The organism is Rosistilla ulvae (genome assembly GCF_007741475.1).
Taxonomy (GTDB): domain Bacteria; phylum Planctomycetota; class Planctomycetia; order Pirellulales; family Pirellulaceae; genus Rosistilla; species Rosistilla ulvae.
In genome coordinates this window covers 3566811-3586288 of the sequence record NZ_CP036261.1, presented here as the reverse complement: position 1 = coordinate 3586288, position 19478 = coordinate 3566811, and the positions used below count along the sequence as shown (strand labels likewise).

Annotated in this window: 17 protein-coding genes; 14 read left to right on the top strand and 3 right to left on the bottom strand. The window is 56.6% G+C overall.

Annotation, left to right across the window (positions count from 1 at the left end; translation table 11 throughout):
* The first annotated feature begins 35 nt into the window (after positions 1-35).
* The 4 genes from EC9_RS12715 to EC9_RS12700 all read left to right on the top strand — a co-directional run bounded on the left by EC9_RS12715 (position 36) and on the right by EC9_RS12700 (position 6114).
* A complete protein-coding gene (locus EC9_RS12715; RefSeq protein ID WP_145345708.1) occupies positions 36-3137 on the top strand; it encodes a PSD1 and planctomycete cytochrome C domain-containing protein in 3102 nt (1033 codons plus the stop codon).
* A 57-nt stretch (positions 3138-3194) separates the two neighbouring features.
* Positions 3195-4604, top strand: a complete 1410-nt coding sequence (locus tag EC9_RS12710) for a DUF1501 domain-containing protein (RefSeq protein ID WP_145345706.1) — start codon at positions 3195-3197, stop codon at positions 4602-4604.
* Between the two features lie 66 nt (positions 4605-4670).
* Entirely contained in the window at positions 4671-5660 is a 990-nt protein-coding gene (locus tag EC9_RS12705; protein ID WP_145345704.1) for a DUF1559 domain-containing protein, read from the top strand.
* A 49-nt stretch (positions 5661-5709) separates the two neighbouring features.
* Positions 5710-6114 (top strand): hypothetical protein, encoded by a 405-nt coding sequence (locus EC9_RS12700; protein WP_145345702.1) that lies wholly within the window; start codon positions 5710-5712, stop codon positions 6112-6114.
* A gap of 284 nt (positions 6115-6398) precedes the next feature.
* On the opposite strand, the gene EC9_RS12695 is transcribed toward EC9_RS12700, so the two are convergent.
* The gene (locus EC9_RS12695; protein ID WP_145345700.1) at positions 6399-6734 is read right to left on the bottom strand and encodes a four-helix bundle copper-binding protein; all 336 of its coding nucleotides are present in this window, start codon (positions 6732-6734) and stop codon (positions 6399-6401) included.
* Positions 6735-6858: 124 nt separating this feature from the next.
* Here EC9_RS12695 and EC9_RS12690 point away from each other — a divergent pair, with 124 nt between their 5' ends.
* Positions 6859-9246 carry a heavy metal translocating P-type ATPase gene (locus EC9_RS12690; RefSeq protein ID WP_145345698.1) on the top strand — a complete coding sequence of 796 codons (2388 nt, stop codon included), beginning with the start codon at positions 6859-6861 and terminating at the stop codon, positions 9244-9246.
* Positions 9247-9279: 33 nt separating this feature from the next.
* Here EC9_RS12690 and EC9_RS12685 read toward each other — a convergent pair whose 3' ends face one another.
* Positions 9280-10734 carry a mechanosensitive ion channel domain-containing protein gene (locus EC9_RS12685; RefSeq protein WP_145345696.1) on the bottom strand — a complete coding sequence of 485 codons (1455 nt, stop codon included), beginning with the start codon at positions 10732-10734 and terminating at the stop codon, positions 9280-9282.
* A 294-nt stretch (positions 10735-11028) separates the two neighbouring features.
* On the opposite strand from EC9_RS12685, the gene EC9_RS12680 reads away from it, so the two are divergent.
* Positions 11029-11349, top strand: a complete 321-nt coding sequence (locus tag EC9_RS12680) for a hypothetical protein (RefSeq protein WP_145345694.1) — start codon at positions 11029-11031, stop codon at positions 11347-11349.
* Between the two features lie 69 nt (positions 11350-11418).
* Here the strand turns inward: EC9_RS12680 and EC9_RS26505 are convergent, their stop codons facing one another.
* Positions 11419-11577 carry a hypothetical protein gene (locus EC9_RS26505; protein WP_218934773.1) on the bottom strand — a complete coding sequence of 53 codons (159 nt, stop codon included), beginning with the start codon at positions 11575-11577 and terminating at the stop codon, positions 11419-11421.
* Positions 11578-11864: 287 nt separating this feature from the next.
* Between EC9_RS26505 and EC9_RS12675 the strand changes: the two genes are divergently transcribed.
* The 8 genes from EC9_RS12675 (at position 11865) to EC9_RS12640 (ending at position 19438) form a co-directional block, all read left to right on the top strand.
* Positions 11865-14222: a putative monovalent cation/H+ antiporter subunit A gene (locus tag EC9_RS12675; protein WP_145345692.1), complete on the top strand. Its 2358-nt coding sequence runs from the start codon at positions 11865-11867 to the stop codon at positions 14220-14222.
* A 3-nt stretch (positions 14223-14225) separates the two neighbouring features.
* A complete protein-coding gene (locus EC9_RS12670; RefSeq protein ID WP_145345690.1) occupies positions 14226-14639 on the top strand; it encodes a Na+/H+ antiporter subunit B in 414 nt (137 codons plus the stop codon).
* A gap of 5 nt (positions 14640-14644) precedes the next feature.
* Positions 14645-14992: a Na+/H+ antiporter subunit C gene (locus tag EC9_RS12665; protein WP_145121364.1), complete on the top strand. Its 348-nt coding sequence runs from the start codon at positions 14645-14647 to the stop codon at positions 14990-14992.
* A complete protein-coding gene (locus EC9_RS12660) occupies positions 14989-16617 on the top strand; it encodes a Na+/H+ antiporter subunit D (RefSeq protein WP_145345688.1) in 1629 nt (542 codons plus the stop codon). Before EC9_RS12665 ends, EC9_RS12660 begins: the two co-directional genes overlap by 4 nt.
* Complete coding sequence (locus tag EC9_RS12655) at positions 16614-17087, top strand: Na+/H+ antiporter subunit E (protein WP_145345686.1); 474 nt, start codon at positions 16614-16616, stop codon at positions 17085-17087. The genes EC9_RS12660 and EC9_RS12655 overlap by 4 nt, the downstream gene beginning before the upstream one ends.
* A complete protein-coding gene (locus EC9_RS12650; protein ID WP_218934772.1) occupies positions 17084-17413 on the top strand; it encodes a monovalent cation/H+ antiporter complex subunit F in 330 nt (109 codons plus the stop codon). The genes EC9_RS12655 and EC9_RS12650 overlap by 4 nt, the downstream gene beginning before the upstream one ends.
* A complete protein-coding gene (mnhG, locus tag EC9_RS12645; RefSeq protein ID WP_145345684.1) occupies positions 17410-17757 on the top strand; it encodes a monovalent cation/H(+) antiporter subunit G in 348 nt (115 codons plus the stop codon). The genes EC9_RS12650 and mnhG overlap by 4 nt, the downstream gene beginning before the upstream one ends.
* 235 nt (positions 17758-17992) lie before the next feature.
* A complete protein-coding gene (locus EC9_RS12640) occupies positions 17993-19438 on the top strand; it encodes an IS4 family transposase (protein ID WP_145345683.1) in 1446 nt (481 codons plus the stop codon).
* The last annotated feature ends 40 nt before the right edge of the window (positions 19439-19478 follow it).

Sequence of the window (19478 nt, the reverse complement as noted above, 5' to 3'; positions counted from 1 at the left end):
TGCACTTCCTTCCTCTACACTCCCGCCTCCGATTTATGAACTGCATCCCTCGAACACTATTGCCGCTGATCCGCGTCATCCTTTTTGGGATGGTTGCTGGAGTCTCGAACCCATCGGTAGCGGAAGATCGGTTGGCTGCCGATCGCTTCGTGCCGGAACACGACTTTGGTAAGCAGTCTGCCGACGACATGCAGGTCGGTTTTGCGAAGCCCTGGCAGTTGTCGCAAATTCGTCCCGCAAGATTTGACGACAACGCGGAGCCTTCTTCGGCCGAGGGTTTCGTGCCTCCAGTCGTGATCTCAGGGACCAATCAGCGAAACAATCCACTGCGTCGCGAGCTGAGACGAAACTACGCGGAGGATGATCTGTTTGTTGGGTTTCGGTTCCTTTATGAACCGTCGAAGATCGAACAGGGAATCGATCCCGAGTTCTTTGTGCTCTGGTTGGATCGCACGCAAGGGAGTGACCAGGCGGTCCATAGCGTCGGCGTGCCGAACATTGGGATCCACATGGCGGATCGAGGGCCGAGTCGCGGGAAGAATGTGTTTATGGTGCGGTTTGGAGCACAACAAACCGCGTGGAGCCGGACGGAGATGGAGCCGGGGAAGACGTATCATGTGATCGCAAGGCTCGCCAAACAGACACCCGGCACACGCAACGGTTACAGCCAGATTCAATTGTGGGTCGACCCGCAAGCCGATGAGGCCGATCAACCGATCCTTTCGTTGAACGACCAGGATGGAATCCATCAAATTCGTTGGGTGGGGTTCGCGACCGGTGGCAAGACCGAACGCCAGGATCGAATTCGTGTCGGTGATTTGGTCTTATCCCGTTCTTGGCAGGATGCGTATACCTTTTTGAGTGAGTCAGAAGGGGCGGAATCGGAACGTATCGCTGCGTCGCGTCCTGCCGTTACGTGGGATCAGCCGATCGATTTCACACACGATATCTACCCGATCTTGCGCGATCGTTGCTTCGATTGCCACTCCGGCGACTATCCCGATTCGGGCTATCGTTTGGACGTCCGAAACGAACTGCTCGGCTTTAGTACCGGGCATGTCTTTGCAGTTCCAGGTCAGAGCCGCAAAAGTCATCTGGTGGAAGTGCTGACGACCAAATCCGACTCGCAGCGGATGCCGCCCGAGGAGGAACCGCTTTCAGAAATCGAAGTCGCGAAAATCCGAGCGTGGATCGATCAGGGGCTGAAATGGGACGACGAACTGCTTCCGACGCCAAAGGTTGAATCGGATCACTGGGCGTTTTCCCAGATCACTCGCCCAGATGTTCCCACACCCGCTGCGAAGTCCGATGCCGACGCAGTGAATTCGGGTCATCCAATCGACGCCTTTATCGCTGCCCGTCAGAAAGCGATCGGCGTCACGCCCACCGCCCCGGCGGATCGCCGGACGCTGGTTCGTCGGCTGTATTTGGACCTGTTGGGCTTGCCCTCGACGGTCGCTCAAGCCGACGCGTTTGTCAACGACAGATCCGCCGATGCGTACGAAAAGTTGGTCGACAAGCTGTTGTTGTCGCCGCACTATGGGGAACGGATGGCCCGATACTGGCTCGACCTCGCTCGTTGGGGCGAAAGCCAAGGATACCAGCACGACATCCCACGTCCGTTTGCATGGCGATACCGCGACTATGTAATCAACGCATTTAATCAAGACAAATCGTACGCCCAGTTTCTCCGCGAACAGATTGCTGGTGACGAATTGCAGCCGTATTCGGACGACGCGATGATCGCGACCGGGTTCCTGGGGGCTGCTCGCATCAGTGGCAACCAGTTGGACAAACTGCAACAACGGACCGACGTGATGATGGACATCGTCGACAACACGACTAGCGCGCTGTTGGGGCTGACGATGGAGTGTGCTCAATGCCACAACCATAAGTTCGAACCGTTGATGCAACGCGACTACTACGCGTTGATGGCGTTTTTCGCCAACGGACAACTGGGGAATTACCAACTGCGCAATACGGCGGATTTGCCAGCGGAGGAGATTCGAAACTGGTTCACCGACGATTCGTATCGCTTCTATCTATCGGAGGCCAAGAAACGCAAGGTCGCCCCCAGCGACTACCCCGCGCACACCTGGGGCTTCTATTCTCCGTTGACAGGCGACAAAGATGTCGAGCGTTTGCCCGTGGTGAATCGATCGCCATTGCCCTATTCGCCCGACTTCCTTTCCGAGAAGGCGACACATGTGTTGATTCGTGGCGATGCCCACAGTCCCGGCTTGCGTGTCGAACCTGCTTGGCCGGCAGTGCTTGGCGAGACGCCGTCGCAGCTATCTCCAACGCCTCGCCAAGCCCTAGCGGATTGGCTGGGGAGTCCCAAGAATCCACTGGTTGCTCGCGTTTGGGTAAATCGTTTGTGGCAATCGCATTTTGGCCGCGGCCTCGTTGAGACGCCTAGCGATTTCGGCACCCACGGCGCGCCCCCGACGCACCCGTTGCTGTTGGATTGGTTGGCATCGGAGTTGATCGACAACGATTGGAGTACCAAACACATCCATCGCCTGATCGTAACTTCAGCAACGTATCGACAGTCGAGCGTTTTGGTAGCGGCAAATCTCGAACTCGATTTGGATAACAAGACCTTGTGGCGTTGGCCGCAACGGCGGATGGAAGCGGAGGTGATTCGCGATTCAATCTTGGTCGCTACCGGCGAAATCAATCGGTTGGTTGGCGGCCCGAGCGTCGCACCGGAGCGTGATGAAAAGGCATTGCGGCGAACGATCTATCTGTCGCAGCGGCGCAGCCAATTGCCCGACGTGATGACGATGTTCGACGCCCCCGATGGTGTTCGCAGTTGTTCGCGGCGCGAGGTGTCGACCGTCGCGTTGCAACCGCTGTATCTGTTGAACAGTCCATTTGTCGTTAAACGTGCCGAACAGTTAGCGCGGATCGTGAAAGCGGAGGCGGGAGACGACACCGAAACGCAAATCCGCGCGGTCTTCCAACATACGCTCGGCCGAGCTCCTTTGGTCGAAGAAGTTCGCCTTGCCAAGACGTTGTTGAAGCGAAGCGAGTCGGACAACGATGGGGATTCTACGGCCGACAAGATCTCTCCGGAACTGATTCGTCTATGCCATTCCATGTTGAACCTAAACGAATTCGTTTACATCCCCTAATCGAAATTCGACTGACTCCAACCTAGCCCTTCAACCCACCGGACGACCGTGAATCCTATGAATCTAGCGCGACGAGAGTTCTTCGAAACTGCGGGCATCGGTCTAGGATCGCTCGCTTTGAACGCCATGTTAGGCGACGAAGTATCGGCGAGCGGTACCGGCTCATCTTTTTCGCAGCAACCTCATTTCCCACCCACTGTCAAAAGCGTGATCTTCCTGTTCATGTCGGGCGGACCGGGGCACATGGATACCTTTGATCCTAAGCCGCTGTTGTCGAAGATGGATGGTGAGTACGTTCCCGACAGCATCGCCGCGACGGTCCCAAACATTCCGCGGGCGGGTGTCGGTTCAAAATTGATGGCTTCGCCGTTTGGGTTCAAGAAGTATGGGGAATCGGGGATCGAGGTCTCCGAACTACTGCCACACACCGCCCAGCATGTCGACGATCTGTGCGTGATCCGTTCGTTGAACCACCGCATTCCCGTTCATGGTCCTGGAGAAAACTTCACCTTGACAGGATCTTCACTCGGTGAACGCCCGAGTCTAGGTGGATGGGTGACTTACGGGTTGGGCAGCGAAGCCCGCGACCTGCCCGGATTTATTGTGTTGTCATCCAATTCGTCGGGCCCCGCACCCCAGCGGCCAGGCTGGGGAAGCGGTTTCCTGCCCGCTCGGTTTCAGGGGACGCAGATCGACAACCAACGGGGCGTACCCTATTCCGAACTCCCCGACCTCTACTCCGTTGACGATCGTCGGGATCAGCTCGATTTCATCCGCAGCATGAATCAACAGCATCTTCGCCGGCAGGATCTCAACACCGAACTCGAGGCCCGGATCGAATCGTACGAATTGGGCTTTCGGATGCAGTTGAACGCACCGGAAATTCTCGACCTGTCGGGCGAAACCGAAGCAACACAGCGGATGTATGGAATCGATCAGAAAGCGAGCAAGCAGTTCGGCAGTCATTGTCTGTTGGCCCGCCGATTAGTGGAACAAGGTGTCCGCTTTATCCAGCTTCGCAACGGCGGTTGGGACGCGCACGGAGCATTAAAAGGGAACCATATCAATCGCTGCCGGGCGACCGACATGCCCGTTGCCGGTCTGCTGCAAGATCTAAAGCAACGCGATCTGTTGGATCAAACGTTGGTTGTTTGGGGCGGCGAGTTTGGGCGAACGCCGACCACCGAAGGAAACCGAACCGGTGACAGTCGCGGCCGAGATCATTCGCCCGCTGGATACACGATGTGGATGGCCGGTGGCGGAATCAAAGGCGGGCAAGTGATCGGTGCGACCGACGAATTGGGATATGTCCCGATCGAGCGCCCGCTCTCCCCACACGATCTGCACGCCACCATGCTTCACGGCCTGGGGCTGGACCAACACAAACTGATCTATCGGCACAACAATCGCGAAGAAATTCCGACCGTCCTCGGCGGCGAAGTGATTCACGAAGCATTTGCAACTTGAAGTTTCATGCAACCAATCCATCGATTCTGTTCTGTTTTGTTCTGACCGTATTTTGAAGGGTTTCAAATGTGTAGCAATGTTTCCACTTTGCGGGACCGCCGATCGGGCGGTTTTACGTTGGTCGAATTGTTGGTCGTGATCGCGATCATTGGCATCCTGGTTGGCCTGCTGCTGCCAGCGGTTCAAGCGGCACGGGAAGCAGCGCGGCGCATGTCCTGTCAGAACAATTTGAAGAATATTGGGCTGGCTTTACACAACTATCACGACACCTATCGCACGCTGCCGCCTGGCGGATTCAGCCACCGTCATGCGAATAGTTCCAGTACCAATGAGTACACCGCCTTTGGTGCCGTCAGCCATAGTTATTTGGTTTCGATCCTCTCGTTTGCCGAAGAAGGGAACTTGTATGATCGATTTAACACGATCCAGGGATGGCGTGGTAAGCCGAATCGCCAAGTGGTGACATCGGTACCGAGTGTCTACCAATGTCCTAGTTCCGCCAATGAACGTTCGGATCATGTCAGCGAGACGATACTCGACGCCTCCGGAACTCAAGTCATAGGGCAGATGTTTGCCGGGCATTACGTTGGCAACATGGGACCGATCGGCGCAGGATATCAATTGCAGTGCGATGCTGACGGCAGCACGCCTGCCCCGTCTTGCAAGTCGAGCAATCAAGTCTCCGCGCAAGGGGTGCTCGGGGCGCAAAAGTGCGTTCGTTTCGCGGCGGTGACCGATGGTACCTCCAACACGATCATGGTCGGCGAGCTGTCGGCGATGAAGATACCCGCGGGGGCGGTTGCACCGAGAGCATGGTCACGTGGCTGCGCAGATCACTCGTGCGGAATGAGCAAGAACGTGAAGTTTGGCATCAATGTCTTGGGGTTCATCTCGGGTGAATTCAACAGCATGAGTTTCAGTAGCCAACATCCAGGTGGCGCTTTGATGGCGATCGTCGATGGAAGTGTCAAATTCACGGCGGAAACCATCGATATGGAACTGTATCTAGCGACTGCGAGCCGAGACGGAGGCGAAGCTCAAACGATTGGATTCTAGTTCGACTTCACCATTCACTTCCAACCCTCGCTACACGGACTCATGCTCGATGTATTTCTCAATTCCCAAAAATTTGGTTTGCCCCGGCTTGGTTCTCGTCACGGCGTTCTTCGTCGGTTGTGACCAGGGTGGAATCCAACGATATCGCGTTTCGGGAGCGGTTACGGTCCAGGGGGAACCCGCACCGGCGGGTTCGATTATTTTTACTCCGGATATCTCTAAAGGAAACTCCGGACCACAGGGGACCGCCAACATCGTCGATGGGAGATACGATACGGGGGCCAATGGTTTGGGCGTCGTTGGTGGGCCGCATCGCGTTTTAGTGATCGCTACACAAGCGGGGCTAACCGCCGATGAGGCGGAACAGGCTGCACCGTTGGCGAACTACGAATTTGATATCGACCTGCCAGCCGAAGCTTCGACGCACGATGTCGAAATACCGGGCGGGGAATAGCCGCGGGCATTCTTGAAAAAGGGCGTTAACGTCTCACCTGTCGTTGCCGCCGCAATGCGTATTGCGGTCCAAGCCCGTTTGCAAACGTTGGGTTTGGATAGGCGATTGACGCCCTTCCAATTCGGTCGGGGCCATGGTCGATCGCCGTTGGATTGGAAGCTCGCCAGTCCCGAAATTTCGGAATTGCCTGACTGTGGACCTTCGGGGAAAACAGATGATCCAGGTCTTGTGACCGAAACTGTAGCAGGAAGACCGATGCGGAACTGGTGGCAACGACGCTATCGCTACGCAGCCATCGCGGAACAACTCTTTTCACACTTGCGGCAACAAGCGACGCACGCCTCTAGCTCGGTAACCTGTTCACAGCTGTCGGCGCAGGCCTTGCATACTTCAGCACACGCCTTGCAGTACAACGCGTGGTATTCACTGTTGCGGCTCATGAAGTCGATGCAAGCTTTGCACGCAGCGATACAATCGAGCATCCGCTGGACGTGCTCTTGCTGCACATGTTCCCCCCCCCCCTCAACGAGGCAGTGACTGCTCAATTGATCGGCGCAGGTCGTTTGGCATTCTTGGCAGTTCTTGATGCATTCCTGTTTGCTGGCGGTTGCCGCACTCATTTGGGTCGCTCCTTTGGAAAAGTTGTGTAGCGACGCCCATCGTCGCTGGCAACCCGGAATGCAAGTTGCATACCACGTAGCGGTATAATGCACAGATGCCAGTGCGACAGCGAAGGATGAAACGATGACAACGAAAAGCAGCACCGCCATCGACCCCGTCTGCGGTATGACCGTCGAGACCGGCGACTCGCGGCACAGTCAATACAACGGCGAGGAATACTTCTTCTGCAGCGAGGGTTGCCAACACAAGTTTGACAACGATCCGGCAGGAGTCCTCGCGGCGCAGAAGCAAAAAGCACAAGGACTAAGCGTCATCGGCGCCGCTGGTCCCCATTCCTGTTGCGGTGGGAATGGTGGATCATCGACCAAGTCGGCCGATACCGTGTCAGACCCCGATGCGATCTACACCTGCCCGATGCATCCGGAAATCGAACAGGTGGGGCCGGGCGATTGCCCGATCTGTGGAATGGATCTGGAACCGAAAGTCGTCGAGCGGGAGAACCGGGCAGAAGAAGCACAATACGCTGACATGCGTCGTCGATTCTGGATCGGCGTCGCGCTGTCGTTGCCACTGCTGATCGTTGCGATGGGACCGATGATCGGCATCGATGTCAGCAGTTGGATGAACCAAACAACGTTTGGTTGGGTGCAGTTCGCATTGGCAACGCCGGTCGTTTGGTGGTGCGGTTGGCCACTGTTGGTCCGTGGGGCGAAGTCGTTTCGCACTCTCAACCTGAACATGTTCGCGTTGATCGCCGTCGGCAGCTTGGCCGCCTACTTCTTTAGTCTTGTGGTCGTCTTGTTGCCAGGCGTGATCCCCAAGGCGTTCTATGAAAACGGCGTACCACCTCTCTATTTCGAAGCGGCTGCGGTGATCATCACCTTGGTTTTGCTCGGCCAGGTTCTTGAACTGCGCGCCCGTCGCCAGACCGGCAGTGCGATTCGAGAGCTGATGGAATTGGCTCCCGAAACGGCGACGCGGATCAGCGAGGGTGGCGATGAGGAAGTGGCGCTGGATGCCGTTCGTAAAGGCGATCGATTGCGGGTGCGACCAGGTGAGAAGGTGCCGGTCGACGGCCGCGTTGTCAGCGGGGCGAGCCGAGTCGACGAATCGATGTTAACAGGCGAGCCGGTTCCCGTTTCGAAGACCGAAGGGGACGAGATCACTGGCGGTACGTTGAACCAGACCGGCGCACTAGTGATGGAAGCTGTCGGCGTTGGCGGCGACACGGTTCTCAATCGTATTGTTCAAATGGTAGCCGACGCCCAACGCAGCCGTGCGCCGATCCAACAGCTGGTCGATGTCGTCGCCCGCTATTTCGTCCCGGCAGTGATCGCATCGGCGATCGTCGCCTTTGTCGGTTGGGCTGTCTGGGGCCCTGAACCACGGTTGGCGCATGCCTTTGTCGCAGCGGTTGCGGTCCTGATCATCGCCTGTCCCTGTGCGTTGGGACTGGCGACACCGATGTCGGTAATGGTCGGCGTCGGACGCGGTGCGAAGGACGGTGTGCTAATCAAAAACGCGGAGGTGTTGGAAGTGATGGAAAAGGTCGACACGATCGTTGTCGACAAGACCGGCACGCTGACTCAGGGGCGCCCGGAAGTCACACACATCGAAACCTATGGCGATTGGAACACCTCCGAGGTGCTGACACTTGCCGCCGCCGTGGAAGCTCAAAGCGAACACCCGTTGGCCCAAGCTGTTCTTCGGCGGGCGAAGGCCGATGGGTTGCAGGTGCCCGAAGCGACGGAGTTCGATAGCATCACAGGTGGAGGCGTTTCAGGACGCGTTGACCAATCGAAAGTGTTGATTGGCAAAGCCGACCTGTTGTCCGAACAGGGAATCGCAGACATCGACTTGGCACGGGAGAACGCGCGTTCACACCAAGCCGAAGGAGCGACGGTCGTCTTCGTCGCGATCGACGGCAAGCTGGCCGCAACGTTAGCAATCGCCGATCCGATCAAGGAGAGCACTCCCGCGGCGCTGCAGACGTTGCACGAACTGGGCTTGAAGGTCGTGATGTTGACGGGCGATGCGGAAGCGACAGCCGAAGCGGTCGCAAAGAAGCTGGGAATCGACGAATTTCACGCGGGTGTTTCGCCGGCCGACAAACACGAATTCATCCGACAACTCAAACGCGATGGAAAGATCGTGGCGATGTGTGGCGATGGGATCAACGACGCGCCGGCACTTGCCGAGGCGAACGTCGGGATCGCGATGGGAACCGGTACCGGCGTGGCGATCGAATCCGCAGGCGTGACGTTGGTCGGCGGCGATCTACGCGGCGTGGCGTCGGCGGGGTCGCTGAGTCGCAAGACGATGAGCAATATTCGCCAGAACCTGTTCTTCGCCTTCATCTACAACGCGTTGGGGATTCCGGTCGCAGCAGGCTTGCTGTATCCGGTCTTCGGGATGTTGTTGAGCCCGATGATCGCGGCGGCAGCGATGAGTCTGAGCAGCGTCTCGGTGATCGCCAACGCATTGCGGTTGCGCGCCGCGAAACTTACCTAGCCGTCAGACGCGAGGCTGGCGGTTGACGCGGAACTACCCGATCAAATTGGTTTCGCCTTCGATCGTCTCGTCTCCGTCGGTCGCCTTCAACACGTCGGTCCGTTCCGTTTTCAGATCGTCCTCGCTATGGTTGATCGCCGCTTCGCTGGTCTGCGGCTTCGGCTTCGGCGGCGGAACCATCGGTGGCTTCGCGACACCAGCGATGGGCAATTCGCTAATCTGAACCGGCACGCCGTGGGGAAAGACCAGCTCGCGCGCCTCATCGGGCATCGTGATCCCTGCTGCGGTCAGCGACTGTTTGACTTGGCGGATGATCGAACTGCCGACCTTAAGCCCCGAGTTCTTCGTCAAGTCAAACCAATAGAAGACCTTCAAGTTGACGGTCGCCGACCCGAGCGATTCGACAAGGACCATCGGTGGCGGTTCACTCACGACAGCTTCGTGTTGCGTTAACACTCGCATGATCAGATCTTGCGCTTCGCCGATCGAATCCTCAAACCCCACGCCGACGGAGAAATCGAGCCGACTCAGTGGCGTCGCGGTGTAGTTCGTCACCATCCCTTTGTAGACGGTGCTGTTGGGCAACTGAATTTGATTCCCTTCCAGCGTGCTTAGGATCGTGCCTCGCATCGTCACGCGGCGAACATAGCCCATCGCCCCTTTACCACCCACGTCGCCGACTTCGATCAAGTCGCCCACGCGGAACGGATGATTCAGCGAGATCAGGATGCTGGCGAGATAATTCTCCGCGATATCGCGGAACGCAAACCCAATCGCCAGCCCGACCAAACCGGTACCGCCCAACAGCGTGACGGCAAGACGTGTGAGTCCGGAGACCCGCAGCGCGATGTAAAACGCGACGATGAAAATCAAGACGCCCACCACGTTGCCAGCAACTTGTTGGAGCAACTGGCTGTCGATGCTGCGGCCGGTCAGTTTGCGGGTCACCAACGCGGTGAGCCTTGCGAGATAATAGCCCACGATCACGACGATCGCCGCGACTAGAACCAGCGGCAACAGGCTGGTCGCCTCGAGCGCCAGATCTTTCATCGATTGCAGCGCTGGAGCGAAGTTCCAGAACGGACGATCGGCGACCCGCATCCGATTGACGACTGCCACGACATCCGATGTCTTCATCGCGGTCGCTTCAGCCCATTGCTGATGTTTTTCCGTATCTGCAACCCCAGAGAGAAACGCGACGCCGCGATCGACTCGCACCTCACTGTCAGTAAACCATCCAGTCGCTTCCAAGATCTCCTGCAAGCGATTTTCGATCCTCTCGTCGCTATTGATCGGGTCGACCTGCACCTTGTCAGCGACCGTGGCGGGGCCCGCTTTATCATCGATCGGCTGCTTGGTCACCTCCGCTGCCACATCGTCCGCCGTCGGCGTAACCTCTTGCGCGACCGCCACAGCAGAGGCGCAAAGCAACGCGATCACTAGTCCAAGAATTGTGTTGTATCGTCTAACCGGTCGCTCGCTGCTCATCGACGTTCCTTCACGCGCGTTAGCTCCCCATCGCCTGGCAGCTGAAACTTGTTGCATTACATTCGGCGCCGCGTTACACCGCGGCTCAGGTCAACGACGTTGAAAGACCGCGGTGGTGAAGACGCTAAACAGCTACACCGCAAACGGTGTTCCAGAACTTCCGTGTTAGGAAGAGTTTTGCCGAACGAAGATTGTGCTGGAGTGGAGCCCTCAGGCGAACGCACTAACACATCAATCGGCTGAAGCCTCGACTCCAGAGACTATGCCTACGATGTGGCGGCTAAAGAGCCGAGCATGTTTTACACGAACCGGTGCCCAAACCAAGAACAATCAATCCTGCCACGTTTCGTCTTCTATGAGCATCGACAAACCGTTGGCGAACCAGAGCCGACATTCGAAAACCGTTCGGCATCGCCAAGGCAGTTCGTGTCCCACCTGTTGTTATACAAAGCAGCACGCCACAGCATGACAAACTGGACCGCTAACCTGTGGCGCGACAATGAACTTGCAACCGCCACTCTGAAGATGGCGTTACGACATGGCCGGAAAACCGCGAAAAAATGCTTCAACGCAGACCTCGCCGATTTCAGCGAATTGCGTTGCGAACCGGGTTGAATTCGATAGACAGCGCGGGTAGGGTGAACCGCTGAGTTTTACGACAGCGGAACTCGGCAGGCTTTACCTCTATGCCGTGCTTTTCGCTGTTCCCGCCACCCCCAGATTGAGTTCGCGTTGATTGACAACAGAATTGATTTCAGTCTGCTCAATCAACCACTCCGATGCCGTATTGATTAGGTCACATGCCATCGGATCGGATCCGCTGGCATTCTTGGCGATTTGCATGTTGATGGTCCATTGTGACTGATGATGACGCACGCACAGCACGACACGCTCTGGCCCATGCGCACCACAATGGCCATGTCAGATGGGTGACATGGCCGCTTGTGAACCGCGGTTAAGCATCTCAAATTGCATCGGCTGACCGATTCAATCGATGGCACGCAAATTGCTAAACAGACTCCCTTTGCTAAACCGCCGGTTACGCCGGCAGATGAGAAAACTCGACAAGGTGTTGGATGTCTAAATCACGGACATGTTGTTCTTCGTTTAAGGTTCGTTCGGGAACGTAAATGCTTCTGTGGTTATTGGTTATCCTGCTTGCGGCGTTTCTGGCTGGTGGAGTGAATCGCTTCGTTGGTTCACGCGGCGGTTGGGGGCTCGCTCTATTTCCCGCCGGAGTATTTGCGTGCTTGTTGGACCAGTGGCCGTTGGTCCTGAACCAGCAGAATCTGTCGTTGTATTTTGAATGGGTTCCGGCACTCAATCTGGCGTTATCGCTACGGCTGGATGGACTGAGTTTAATATTCGGGCTGCTGATAACCGGCATCGGAGCGTTAGTTCTGGTGTATGCCGGGGGCTACTTAAAAGGCGACGATCGGCTCGGTCGGTTGTGGATGTTCTTGCTGCTGTTCATGGCAGCCATGCTGGGACTTGTGTTGGCTGATAACCTGCTGACGCTGTTCGTCTTTTGGGAATTAACCAGCATCACGTCGTACCTTTTGATCGGTTTTAACAGCGACCGTACCGAATCGCGTGCTTCCGCGTTGCAGGCGTTGCTTGTGACGGGCGGTGGCGGATTGGTGCTGTTGCCGGGGCTGATACTACTGGGAGGCGTGGGAGACTCGTTCGAGATTTCCACGCTGCTTGAGAACAGCGAACAAATCCGTCAGCACGCTTTTTATGTTCCGATCCTGATCATGATTCTGGTCGGAGCGTTCACCAAGTCGGCGCAATTTCCGTTTCACTTCTGGCTGCCAAACGCAATGGCAGCTCCCACGCCGATCAGCGCGTATTTGCATTCCGCCACGATGGTCAAAGCGGGCATTTATCTCGTCGCACGGCTGCACCCAATTTTGGGAGGAACAGCGGAGTGGTTCTGGATGATCGCTCCAGTTGGCACGATCACAATGATCCTTGGCGCGGTGCTGGCGTTGCGGGCGACGGATCTCAAACAGATTCTGGCCTACGCCACGATCAGTGTGTTGGGAACGCTGACGATGCTGCTGGGCATTGGAACCGAAGCCACGTTGACCGCCGCCTTGGTGGTATTGGTCGCTCATGCTTTCTATAAAGGCGGATTGTTTATGGTGGCCGGAGCTATCGACCACGCAATTCATCAGCGCGATGTCCGTGAGCTTGGCGGATTGCGGCTAGCAATGCCGGCCACGTTTGCTGCGGCGTTGCTTGGCGGTATTTCGATGGCAGGAGTCTTGCCGACGTTTGGATTCATCGCAAAGGAGACATGGTACGAAGCGGTCGGAGGAGATGTGGCCAGCATCGGTTTCCTGGCTGCGTCGGTCCTCTCCAACATTGGATTGGTGGCGGCCGTGGGACTGGTTTGCATCAAGCCGTTTTTCGGCACTCGAACCGCCGCGACGCAAGCAGCGCACGAAGGAAGTCTGGCGATGTGGGGGCCGCCTGTTGCACTGGGCACGACGGGATTGTTATTTGGATTGATGTCGACGCAGTTCAGCGGATTGCTGACCGCCGGAAGTAGTGCAATTGCGGGAAGCGTTGTGCCGGTGAAATTGGCGTTGTGGCACGGTGTCAACGTGACCTTGCTGTTGTCGCTTCTGACCTTAGCGGGTGGGTTGACGTTATTTACCCAACGGCATCGGCTGGGGGGCGTCTTCAAATCGGCCGATCGCTTCATCCAATATGGACCGTCGTGGGTGTACGGCTGGCTGCTGAAATCGATCAACCTGTTAGCGCGCGGGCAGACTGCGATTCTGCAAAACGGTTACTTGCGATTCTATTTGCTCACGATGGTCGGAGTCACGGTATTGAGCGTGTGGATGGCGTTGGAAGGCGAAGTGCGATCGCACCTGAAGCCGATGCCACTGGACTTTCGAATCCACGAGCTACTGTTGGCGGGTTTGATTCTGTTGGCCGCCGTCGTGGCGGTTCGCGCGAAAACATGGTTGCTGGCGGTGGGATCACTTGGAGTTGTCGGATACTCGGTCGCAGGCATCTTCGTCTTGTTTGGGGCGCCGGACCTGGCGATGACGCAGTTTGTCATCGAAACCCTGACGGTCATCCTGTTCGTGATGGCGTTTTCTCGACTGCCAGACTTTCGTCGTTTGACGTCCGCAGGCACGCGTGCCCGCGACGCCGTGATAGCCGTTGTTGCGGGGGCGACGATCACCGTGTTATTGCTGTTCGCGATGACAGTTCGCACCGACCATCCGATATCCGACTACTACACGACGAACAGCGTTAGCGAAGCCCATGGCCGCAACGTAGTCAACGTAATCCTTGTCGACTTCCGAGCCTTGGACACGTTGGGGGAGATCACGGTTCTCTCGATCGCGGCGATTGGCGTCTATTCGTTGTTGATGCTGCGACCAGCAAAACGAATTGCCCCCGGCGGCGACACCAACAATGCGGCGAACGGTTCCTGTCTGACTTCAACACAGTCGGAGGATTGAAGCATGGATTCGGTGATTCTGAAAACGGCAATTCGATTCCTGATGCCACTGATTCTGCTGTCGTCGGTGTTTCTGTTCTTGCGCGGACACAACGAACCGGGAGGCGGTTTTGTGGGGGGCCTGATGGCCAGCGGAGCGATCGTGTTGTACGCGATCACTCACAGTGCCGCCGCCGCTCGACAAGTGGTGCGCGTCCCGCACCGCGTATTGATCGGTTCGGGATTGTTGATGTCGCTCAGTAGTGGATTGCTGCCACTGTTTTTGGGCCGTCCTTTTCTCACCGGTATGTGGACCACGATCACAACGACGGGATTCGGGAAAATCCATCTCGGTACGCCGCTGCTGTTCGACCTCGGTGTCTTCTGCGTAGTCACCGGTGTCACCCTCGTTTTCGTTTTTTCACTCCTCGAAGAATAGGCCTCATGGATATTGTCTTGGCGATCACCGTCGGTGGTTTGTATGCCGCAGGGATCTATATGATGATGCGTCGCAGCGTCGTAAAGCTGGTGATTGGGCTTGGCTTGCTGAGCCACGCGGCCAACCTGCTGATATTCACTGCGGGTGGTGTCGTGCGTGGCCGCGCTCCGGTGGTTCCTGCTGGAGAAATGCAACCGCTGTCGGAGGTCGCCGACCCACTGCCTCAAGCGTTGATCCTGACGGCCATCGTGATCAGTTTCGCAGTGCTGGCGTTCACGTTGGTTCTCGTTTATCGAACCTATCAAACGTTAGAAACCGATGATCTAGACCAACTCAAGGCGACCGACACATGAATGCTCAGGTTGCCGTAATCGCACCGATCGCTCTACCACTCGCCACGATGGCGGTACTGTTGTTTGCGTGGAAGTCGATCGCTACTCAGAGAGTCATCGGTTTGATCGGTTCTGCGTTGTTAACCGTCGCCGCCGCTGTCCTGTTGTGGTTTGTTGACCGCAATGAATTCATCGTATTGCAAGTCGGAAATTGGCCCGCGCCTTTCGGCATCACGCTGGTCGCGGATCGTTTGAGTTCGATCATGGTGATGCTGGCGGGGCTGATGGGGGTTGCGGTGTCGGTCTATTCGCTGGTGTCGATCGATGAGAGTCGCGTGAGTTATGGATTCTATCCGCTGATGCAATTATTGCTGATGGGTGTATGCGGAGCGTTCCTGACTGGCGATCTGTTTAATCTATATGTGTGGTTTGAAGTCATGCTGATCGCGTCGTTTGTGCTGCTTACACTCGGTGGGGAACGAGGGCAACTCGAAGGTGCAATCAAGTATGTGACGTTGAATCTGATCTCTTCTGCGGTGTTTCTAGCGGCAATTGGAGTGATCTACGCAGCGACCGGAACGCTGAACATGGCCGACCTCGCACTGAAACTACGCAGCTTTCCTGATGAAGGGATTGTGTCCGTGTTGGCGATGCTGTTTCTGATCGCGTTTGGAACCAAAGCCGCCGTCTTCCCACTCTTCTTTTGGCTGCCCGCCTCGTACCACACTCCGCCGGTCGCCGTCTCCGCTATCTTCGCGGGGCTACTGACGAAGGTCGGCGTCTATTCGCTGATTCGCGCGTTTACGCTGTTGTTCGTCACCGATCTGGAATTCACTCACGACCTGCTGTTGCTGATCGCCGGCCTGACGATGGTGACGGGTGTGCTGGGAGCGATGGCGCAGAGCGAGATTCGCCGCATCCTATCGTTTCATATCGTGAGTCAGATCGGGTACATGTTGATGGGGCTGGCGTTGTTCACGCCGCTGGCGCTAGCCGGTTCCATTTTCTATATCATCCATCACATCGTCGTGAAAACAAATTTGTTTCTGATCGGCGGTATCGTCGAACGGCGGTTCGGGAGCGGGCAACTGAAAGATGTCGGCGGCCTGTATCGTTCCGCGCCGATACTGGCGACATTGTTCTTTCTGTCAGCCATGTCGCTGGCGGGAGTGCCGCCGCTTTCAGGCTTCTTCGCGAAACTAACATTAATTCAAGGCGGACTTGAAGCGAAAGGATACGCCATCGTTGCGGTGGCACTTGTGGTGAGTCTACTGACCCTGTTCTCGATGACGAAAATCTGGGCCGAAGTCTTTTGGAAACCGGCCCCCGACGATCAACCGACCACCGCGCACGGCGTCTCTTACACAACATCTGAGCGTTTAAGCTTGTTCGGTCCGATAGTCCTGCTCGCAACGATCACCATCGTAATCGGTGTACTTGCCGGACCGGTGATGGATGTTTCCATCGCCACCGCCAAACAACTGCTGGACCAAGATGCCTACATCGAAGCCGTGTTGCCCGACCATCGTCTGACCGATAGCCAACCGAGCCCGATTGTCCCGGTTGCAGAGGCCGCAAACGCCGCTGAGCAGAGCCTTGAGCCGCATGAACTTCGACCACGCCCTCGCGGAGTGACATCGCAATGATCTACTTCTTTTCCAACATCTTCCTGGCACTGGTCTGGGCACTGGCGGGCGGACAAATTTCTTTGTCAAACCTCGGGATCGGCTTTCTCCTCGGGTACGCGGTCCTCTGGTTTTCAAAACCGTTGCTGGGACCGACGGGCTATTTCCGACGATTGCCAGTCGCTTTACGGTTTGTCGTTTTCTTCTTCTGGCAACTGGTGCTGTCCAATCTGCGTGTCGCCTACGATGTCATCACACCACCGCTTTACATGCGACCGGGAATCGTGGCTGTTCCATTGGACGCAAAGACCGATCAGGAAATTACTCTGCTGGCAAATTTGATTACGCTGACGCCGGGCACGTTGAGTCTCAATTTGTCCGAAGACCGAAGCACACTGTATGTGCATGCGATGTTCGTCGACAGCCCCGACAGCGTCCGCGACAGCATCAAGAACGGCTTTGAGCGACGACTACTGGAGTTGATGCGATGATGCTCGACTGTCTTGTGAACTTCGCAACCGCCACCACCCCAGTGTTGGCAGCGACAGCTTGGGTCGATTTAACCGCTCAGGTTTCGATGGTGGTGCTGGTAATCGCTCTGTTCCTTGCGTTCCTGCGGCTGATCCTGGGCCCGTCCCTGCCCGATCGCGTCGTCGCAATCGATCTAGTCGCGGTACTGCTGGTCGGACTCATCGCCGTCAGTGCAGTGGAAACCGGGGAAGTGATTTTCCTGCGAGTCGCCATGGTTGTAGCGCTGTTCAACTTCATCGGGACGATCGGGTTCTGCTGGTACTTGCAACGAGGGCCTCGCCAATGAATGACATTTTGACGATCTTTCTGCTCATCACCGGCACCGGATTCGCGCTGTTGGCTTCGATTGCGATCGTGCGAATGCCCGATCTCTACACGCGAATGCACGGTGCCACGAAGTGTGCGACCCTAGGTGTTGGTTGCACCATTCTCGCCGCCGCCGTGCGATTCGCGAACATGGAGACGGCTACCGTCGCGGTCTTAATCATCGGGTTCCTGTTTCTGACCGCACCGGTGGCTGCTCACATGATTGGGCAGGCCGCTCATCGTCAGCAGGTCCCAAAATGGAGCGGCACGGTGGTCGATGAATCACCGGCCGCGGATGCCAGAGAGGAGACACGGAGCAGTTAGCACGAAATCAATCCGCTAGCCGATCTTCGTTTTTTGCGGTCCCGCGAGACCGACGCGCGGGGCGATGCCCACGCGGTTGAACGCAATGCCGTTCAACGAAGGAGCCTCGCACCGTCGCAAGAATTAGCGGCGTGGTGTAGTGGACGAGGTTACGAGCTGTTGATTACCCACAAGTCGCCGCAAAAATAGCTCGTTTTGGCACGGTATTTGCGCTTGTAGTATTTCATTTTGCACAATGAAATCTCAAGGTGAAAGCATGCAACCGACCAGTATCGCATACGAATTTCAAGATATTCAACTTGGAGACAAACGTCTCAACGATCGAGCCGAAGCGTTGCTCGCCTCGCTGGCGGCCAACCCTTCGGCCAGTATCAACGAAGCTTGCAGTGGCTGGGACGAAACCAAAGCCGCCTACCGTCTATTGGATAACCCCAACGTCGATCCCGAAGCCATTCTCGGGGCTCACGCTGAAAAGACACTCCAACGAATCAAAGCCCAAGACACCGTTTGCATCGCACAAGATACCACCGAACTGGACTACACCGCGCATCCGCCCGAAGGCGTCCGCAATCTCGATCGCTTAGGCCGCCGTGGACTTTACGATCATTCCCACATCGCCTTCACGCCGGAGAAACTTTGTCTCGGGGTGGTCGGTGTTAAGTTCTACGATCGCGACAAAGAAGCGCTCGGCACCAGCAAGAAGCGAGAAGGCCAACCCCTACACACCGGCGAAGGGCAACGATGGCTCGATGGTTACCGCAAGGCCTGCGAGATCGCCGGAAAATGTCCTGAAACTCAGATCGTTTCGCTGGCCGATCGCGAAGGAGACATCTACGACATTTTCGTCGAAGCCGATCAGCATGAAACACCGGCTCAGTTCGTCATTCGCTCGCAGCGAAAACGCTCGTTGCCGGAGAAAGACCCCGATGGCGGGCCTGCGGCTTATAAGAAAATGCGTGCCGAAATCGCATCCGCCCAGCCGGTCGCTTACCGCGAAGTCCAGCTTCCCCAAACGCCCGAGCGAACCAAAGGATCAGGAAACAAACAACACCCCGGCCGTGAAGCACGCACTGCGAAGTTAGAAATTCGAGCGAAGCGGATGACTCTTCGTGCGCCACACAACAAGCAGTCTTCGATGCCGCCGGTCGAGATCAGTGTCGTTTGGGTGAGCGAGATCGATGGCCCAGGCGACGGAACCGAAGTCGACTGGCTGTTACTGAGTTCTCTGCCGGTCGACACGATTTCCCAGACGCTGCGGATTGTGGATTTGTATGTGGCTCGTTGGCCAATCGAAGTATTCTTTCGAGTTTTCAAAACTGGCTGCCGGGTCGAAGAGATTCAACTCGAAGCGAGAGACCGACTGATCCGCGCGTTGATGTTTTACAAAGTGATCGCATGGCGGATCATGTTTGTGACCTTCTTAGGCCGCGAGTGTCCAGAGCTTCCCTGTGATGTCGTCTTCAGCGAAGCGGAATGGAAGTCGGTCTGGAAAGTGGTGAAAAAGACGGCTCCCCCAAAGCAAGCTCCTGAGCTGTCACAATTCATCCCGGTCCTTGCGACCCTTGGCGGCTACAATCACCGCGAAGGCGACGGTCCGCCGGGAGCCGAAGTGATCTGGCGAGGCACGCGGCGAATGCTCGACTTCGCCCTCTGCTGGCAAGCCTTCGGACCAGACCAATGACTTGTGGGTAATCGACAGGAGGTTACGAGTCCCAGCGATT

Coding starts and splice junctions, on each gene's coding strand:
- EC9_RS12670 (WP_145345690.1), top strand. CDS start 14,226: ATGGATTCGGTGATTCTGAAAACGGCAATTCGATTCCTGATGCCACTG.
- EC9_RS12715 (WP_145345708.1), top strand. CDS start 36: ATGAACTGCATCCCTCGAACACTATTGCCGCTGATCCGCGTCATCCTT.
- EC9_RS12705 (WP_145345704.1), top strand. CDS start 4,671: ATGTGTAGCAATGTTTCCACTTTGCGGGACCGCCGATCGGGCGGTTTT.
- mnhG (WP_145345684.1), top strand. CDS start 17,410: ATGAATGACATTTTGACGATCTTTCTGCTCATCACCGGCACCGGATTC.
- EC9_RS12665 (WP_145121364.1), top strand. CDS start 14,645: ATGGATATTGTCTTGGCGATCACCGTCGGTGGTTTGTATGCCGCAGGG.
- EC9_RS12700 (WP_145345702.1), top strand. CDS start 5,710: ATGTATTTCTCAATTCCCAAAAATTTGGTTTGCCCCGGCTTGGTTCTC.
- EC9_RS12685 (WP_145345696.1), bottom strand. CDS start 10,734: ATGAGCAGCGAGCGACCGGTTAGACGATACAACACAATTCTTGGACTA.
- EC9_RS12655 (WP_145345686.1), top strand. CDS start 16,614: ATGATCTACTTCTTTTCCAACATCTTCCTGGCACTGGTCTGGGCACTG.
- EC9_RS12675 (WP_145345692.1), top strand. CDS start 11,865: ATGCTTCTGTGGTTATTGGTTATCCTGCTTGCGGCGTTTCTGGCTGGT.
- EC9_RS12710 (WP_145345706.1), top strand. CDS start 3,195: ATGAATCTAGCGCGACGAGAGTTCTTCGAAACTGCGGGCATCGGTCTA.
- EC9_RS12660 (WP_145345688.1), top strand. CDS start 14,989: ATGAATGCTCAGGTTGCCGTAATCGCACCGATCGCTCTACCACTCGCC.
- EC9_RS12695 (WP_145345700.1), bottom strand. CDS start 6,734: ATGAGTGCGGCAACCGCCAGCAAACAGGAATGCATCAAGAACTGCCAA.
- EC9_RS12640 (WP_145345683.1), top strand. CDS start 17,993: ATGAAATCTCAAGGTGAAAGCATGCAACCGACCAGTATCGCATACGAA.
- EC9_RS12680 (WP_145345694.1), top strand. CDS start 11,029: ATGTTTTACACGAACCGGTGCCCAAACCAAGAACAATCAATCCTGCCA.
- EC9_RS26505 (WP_218934773.1), bottom strand. CDS start 11,577: ATGCAAATCGCCAAGAATGCCAGCGGATCCGATCCGATGGCATGTGAC.
- EC9_RS12690 (WP_145345698.1), top strand. CDS start 6,859: ATGACAACGAAAAGCAGCACCGCCATCGACCCCGTCTGCGGTATGACC.
- EC9_RS12650 (WP_218934772.1), top strand. CDS start 17,084: ATGATGCTCGACTGTCTTGTGAACTTCGCAACCGCCACCACCCCAGTG.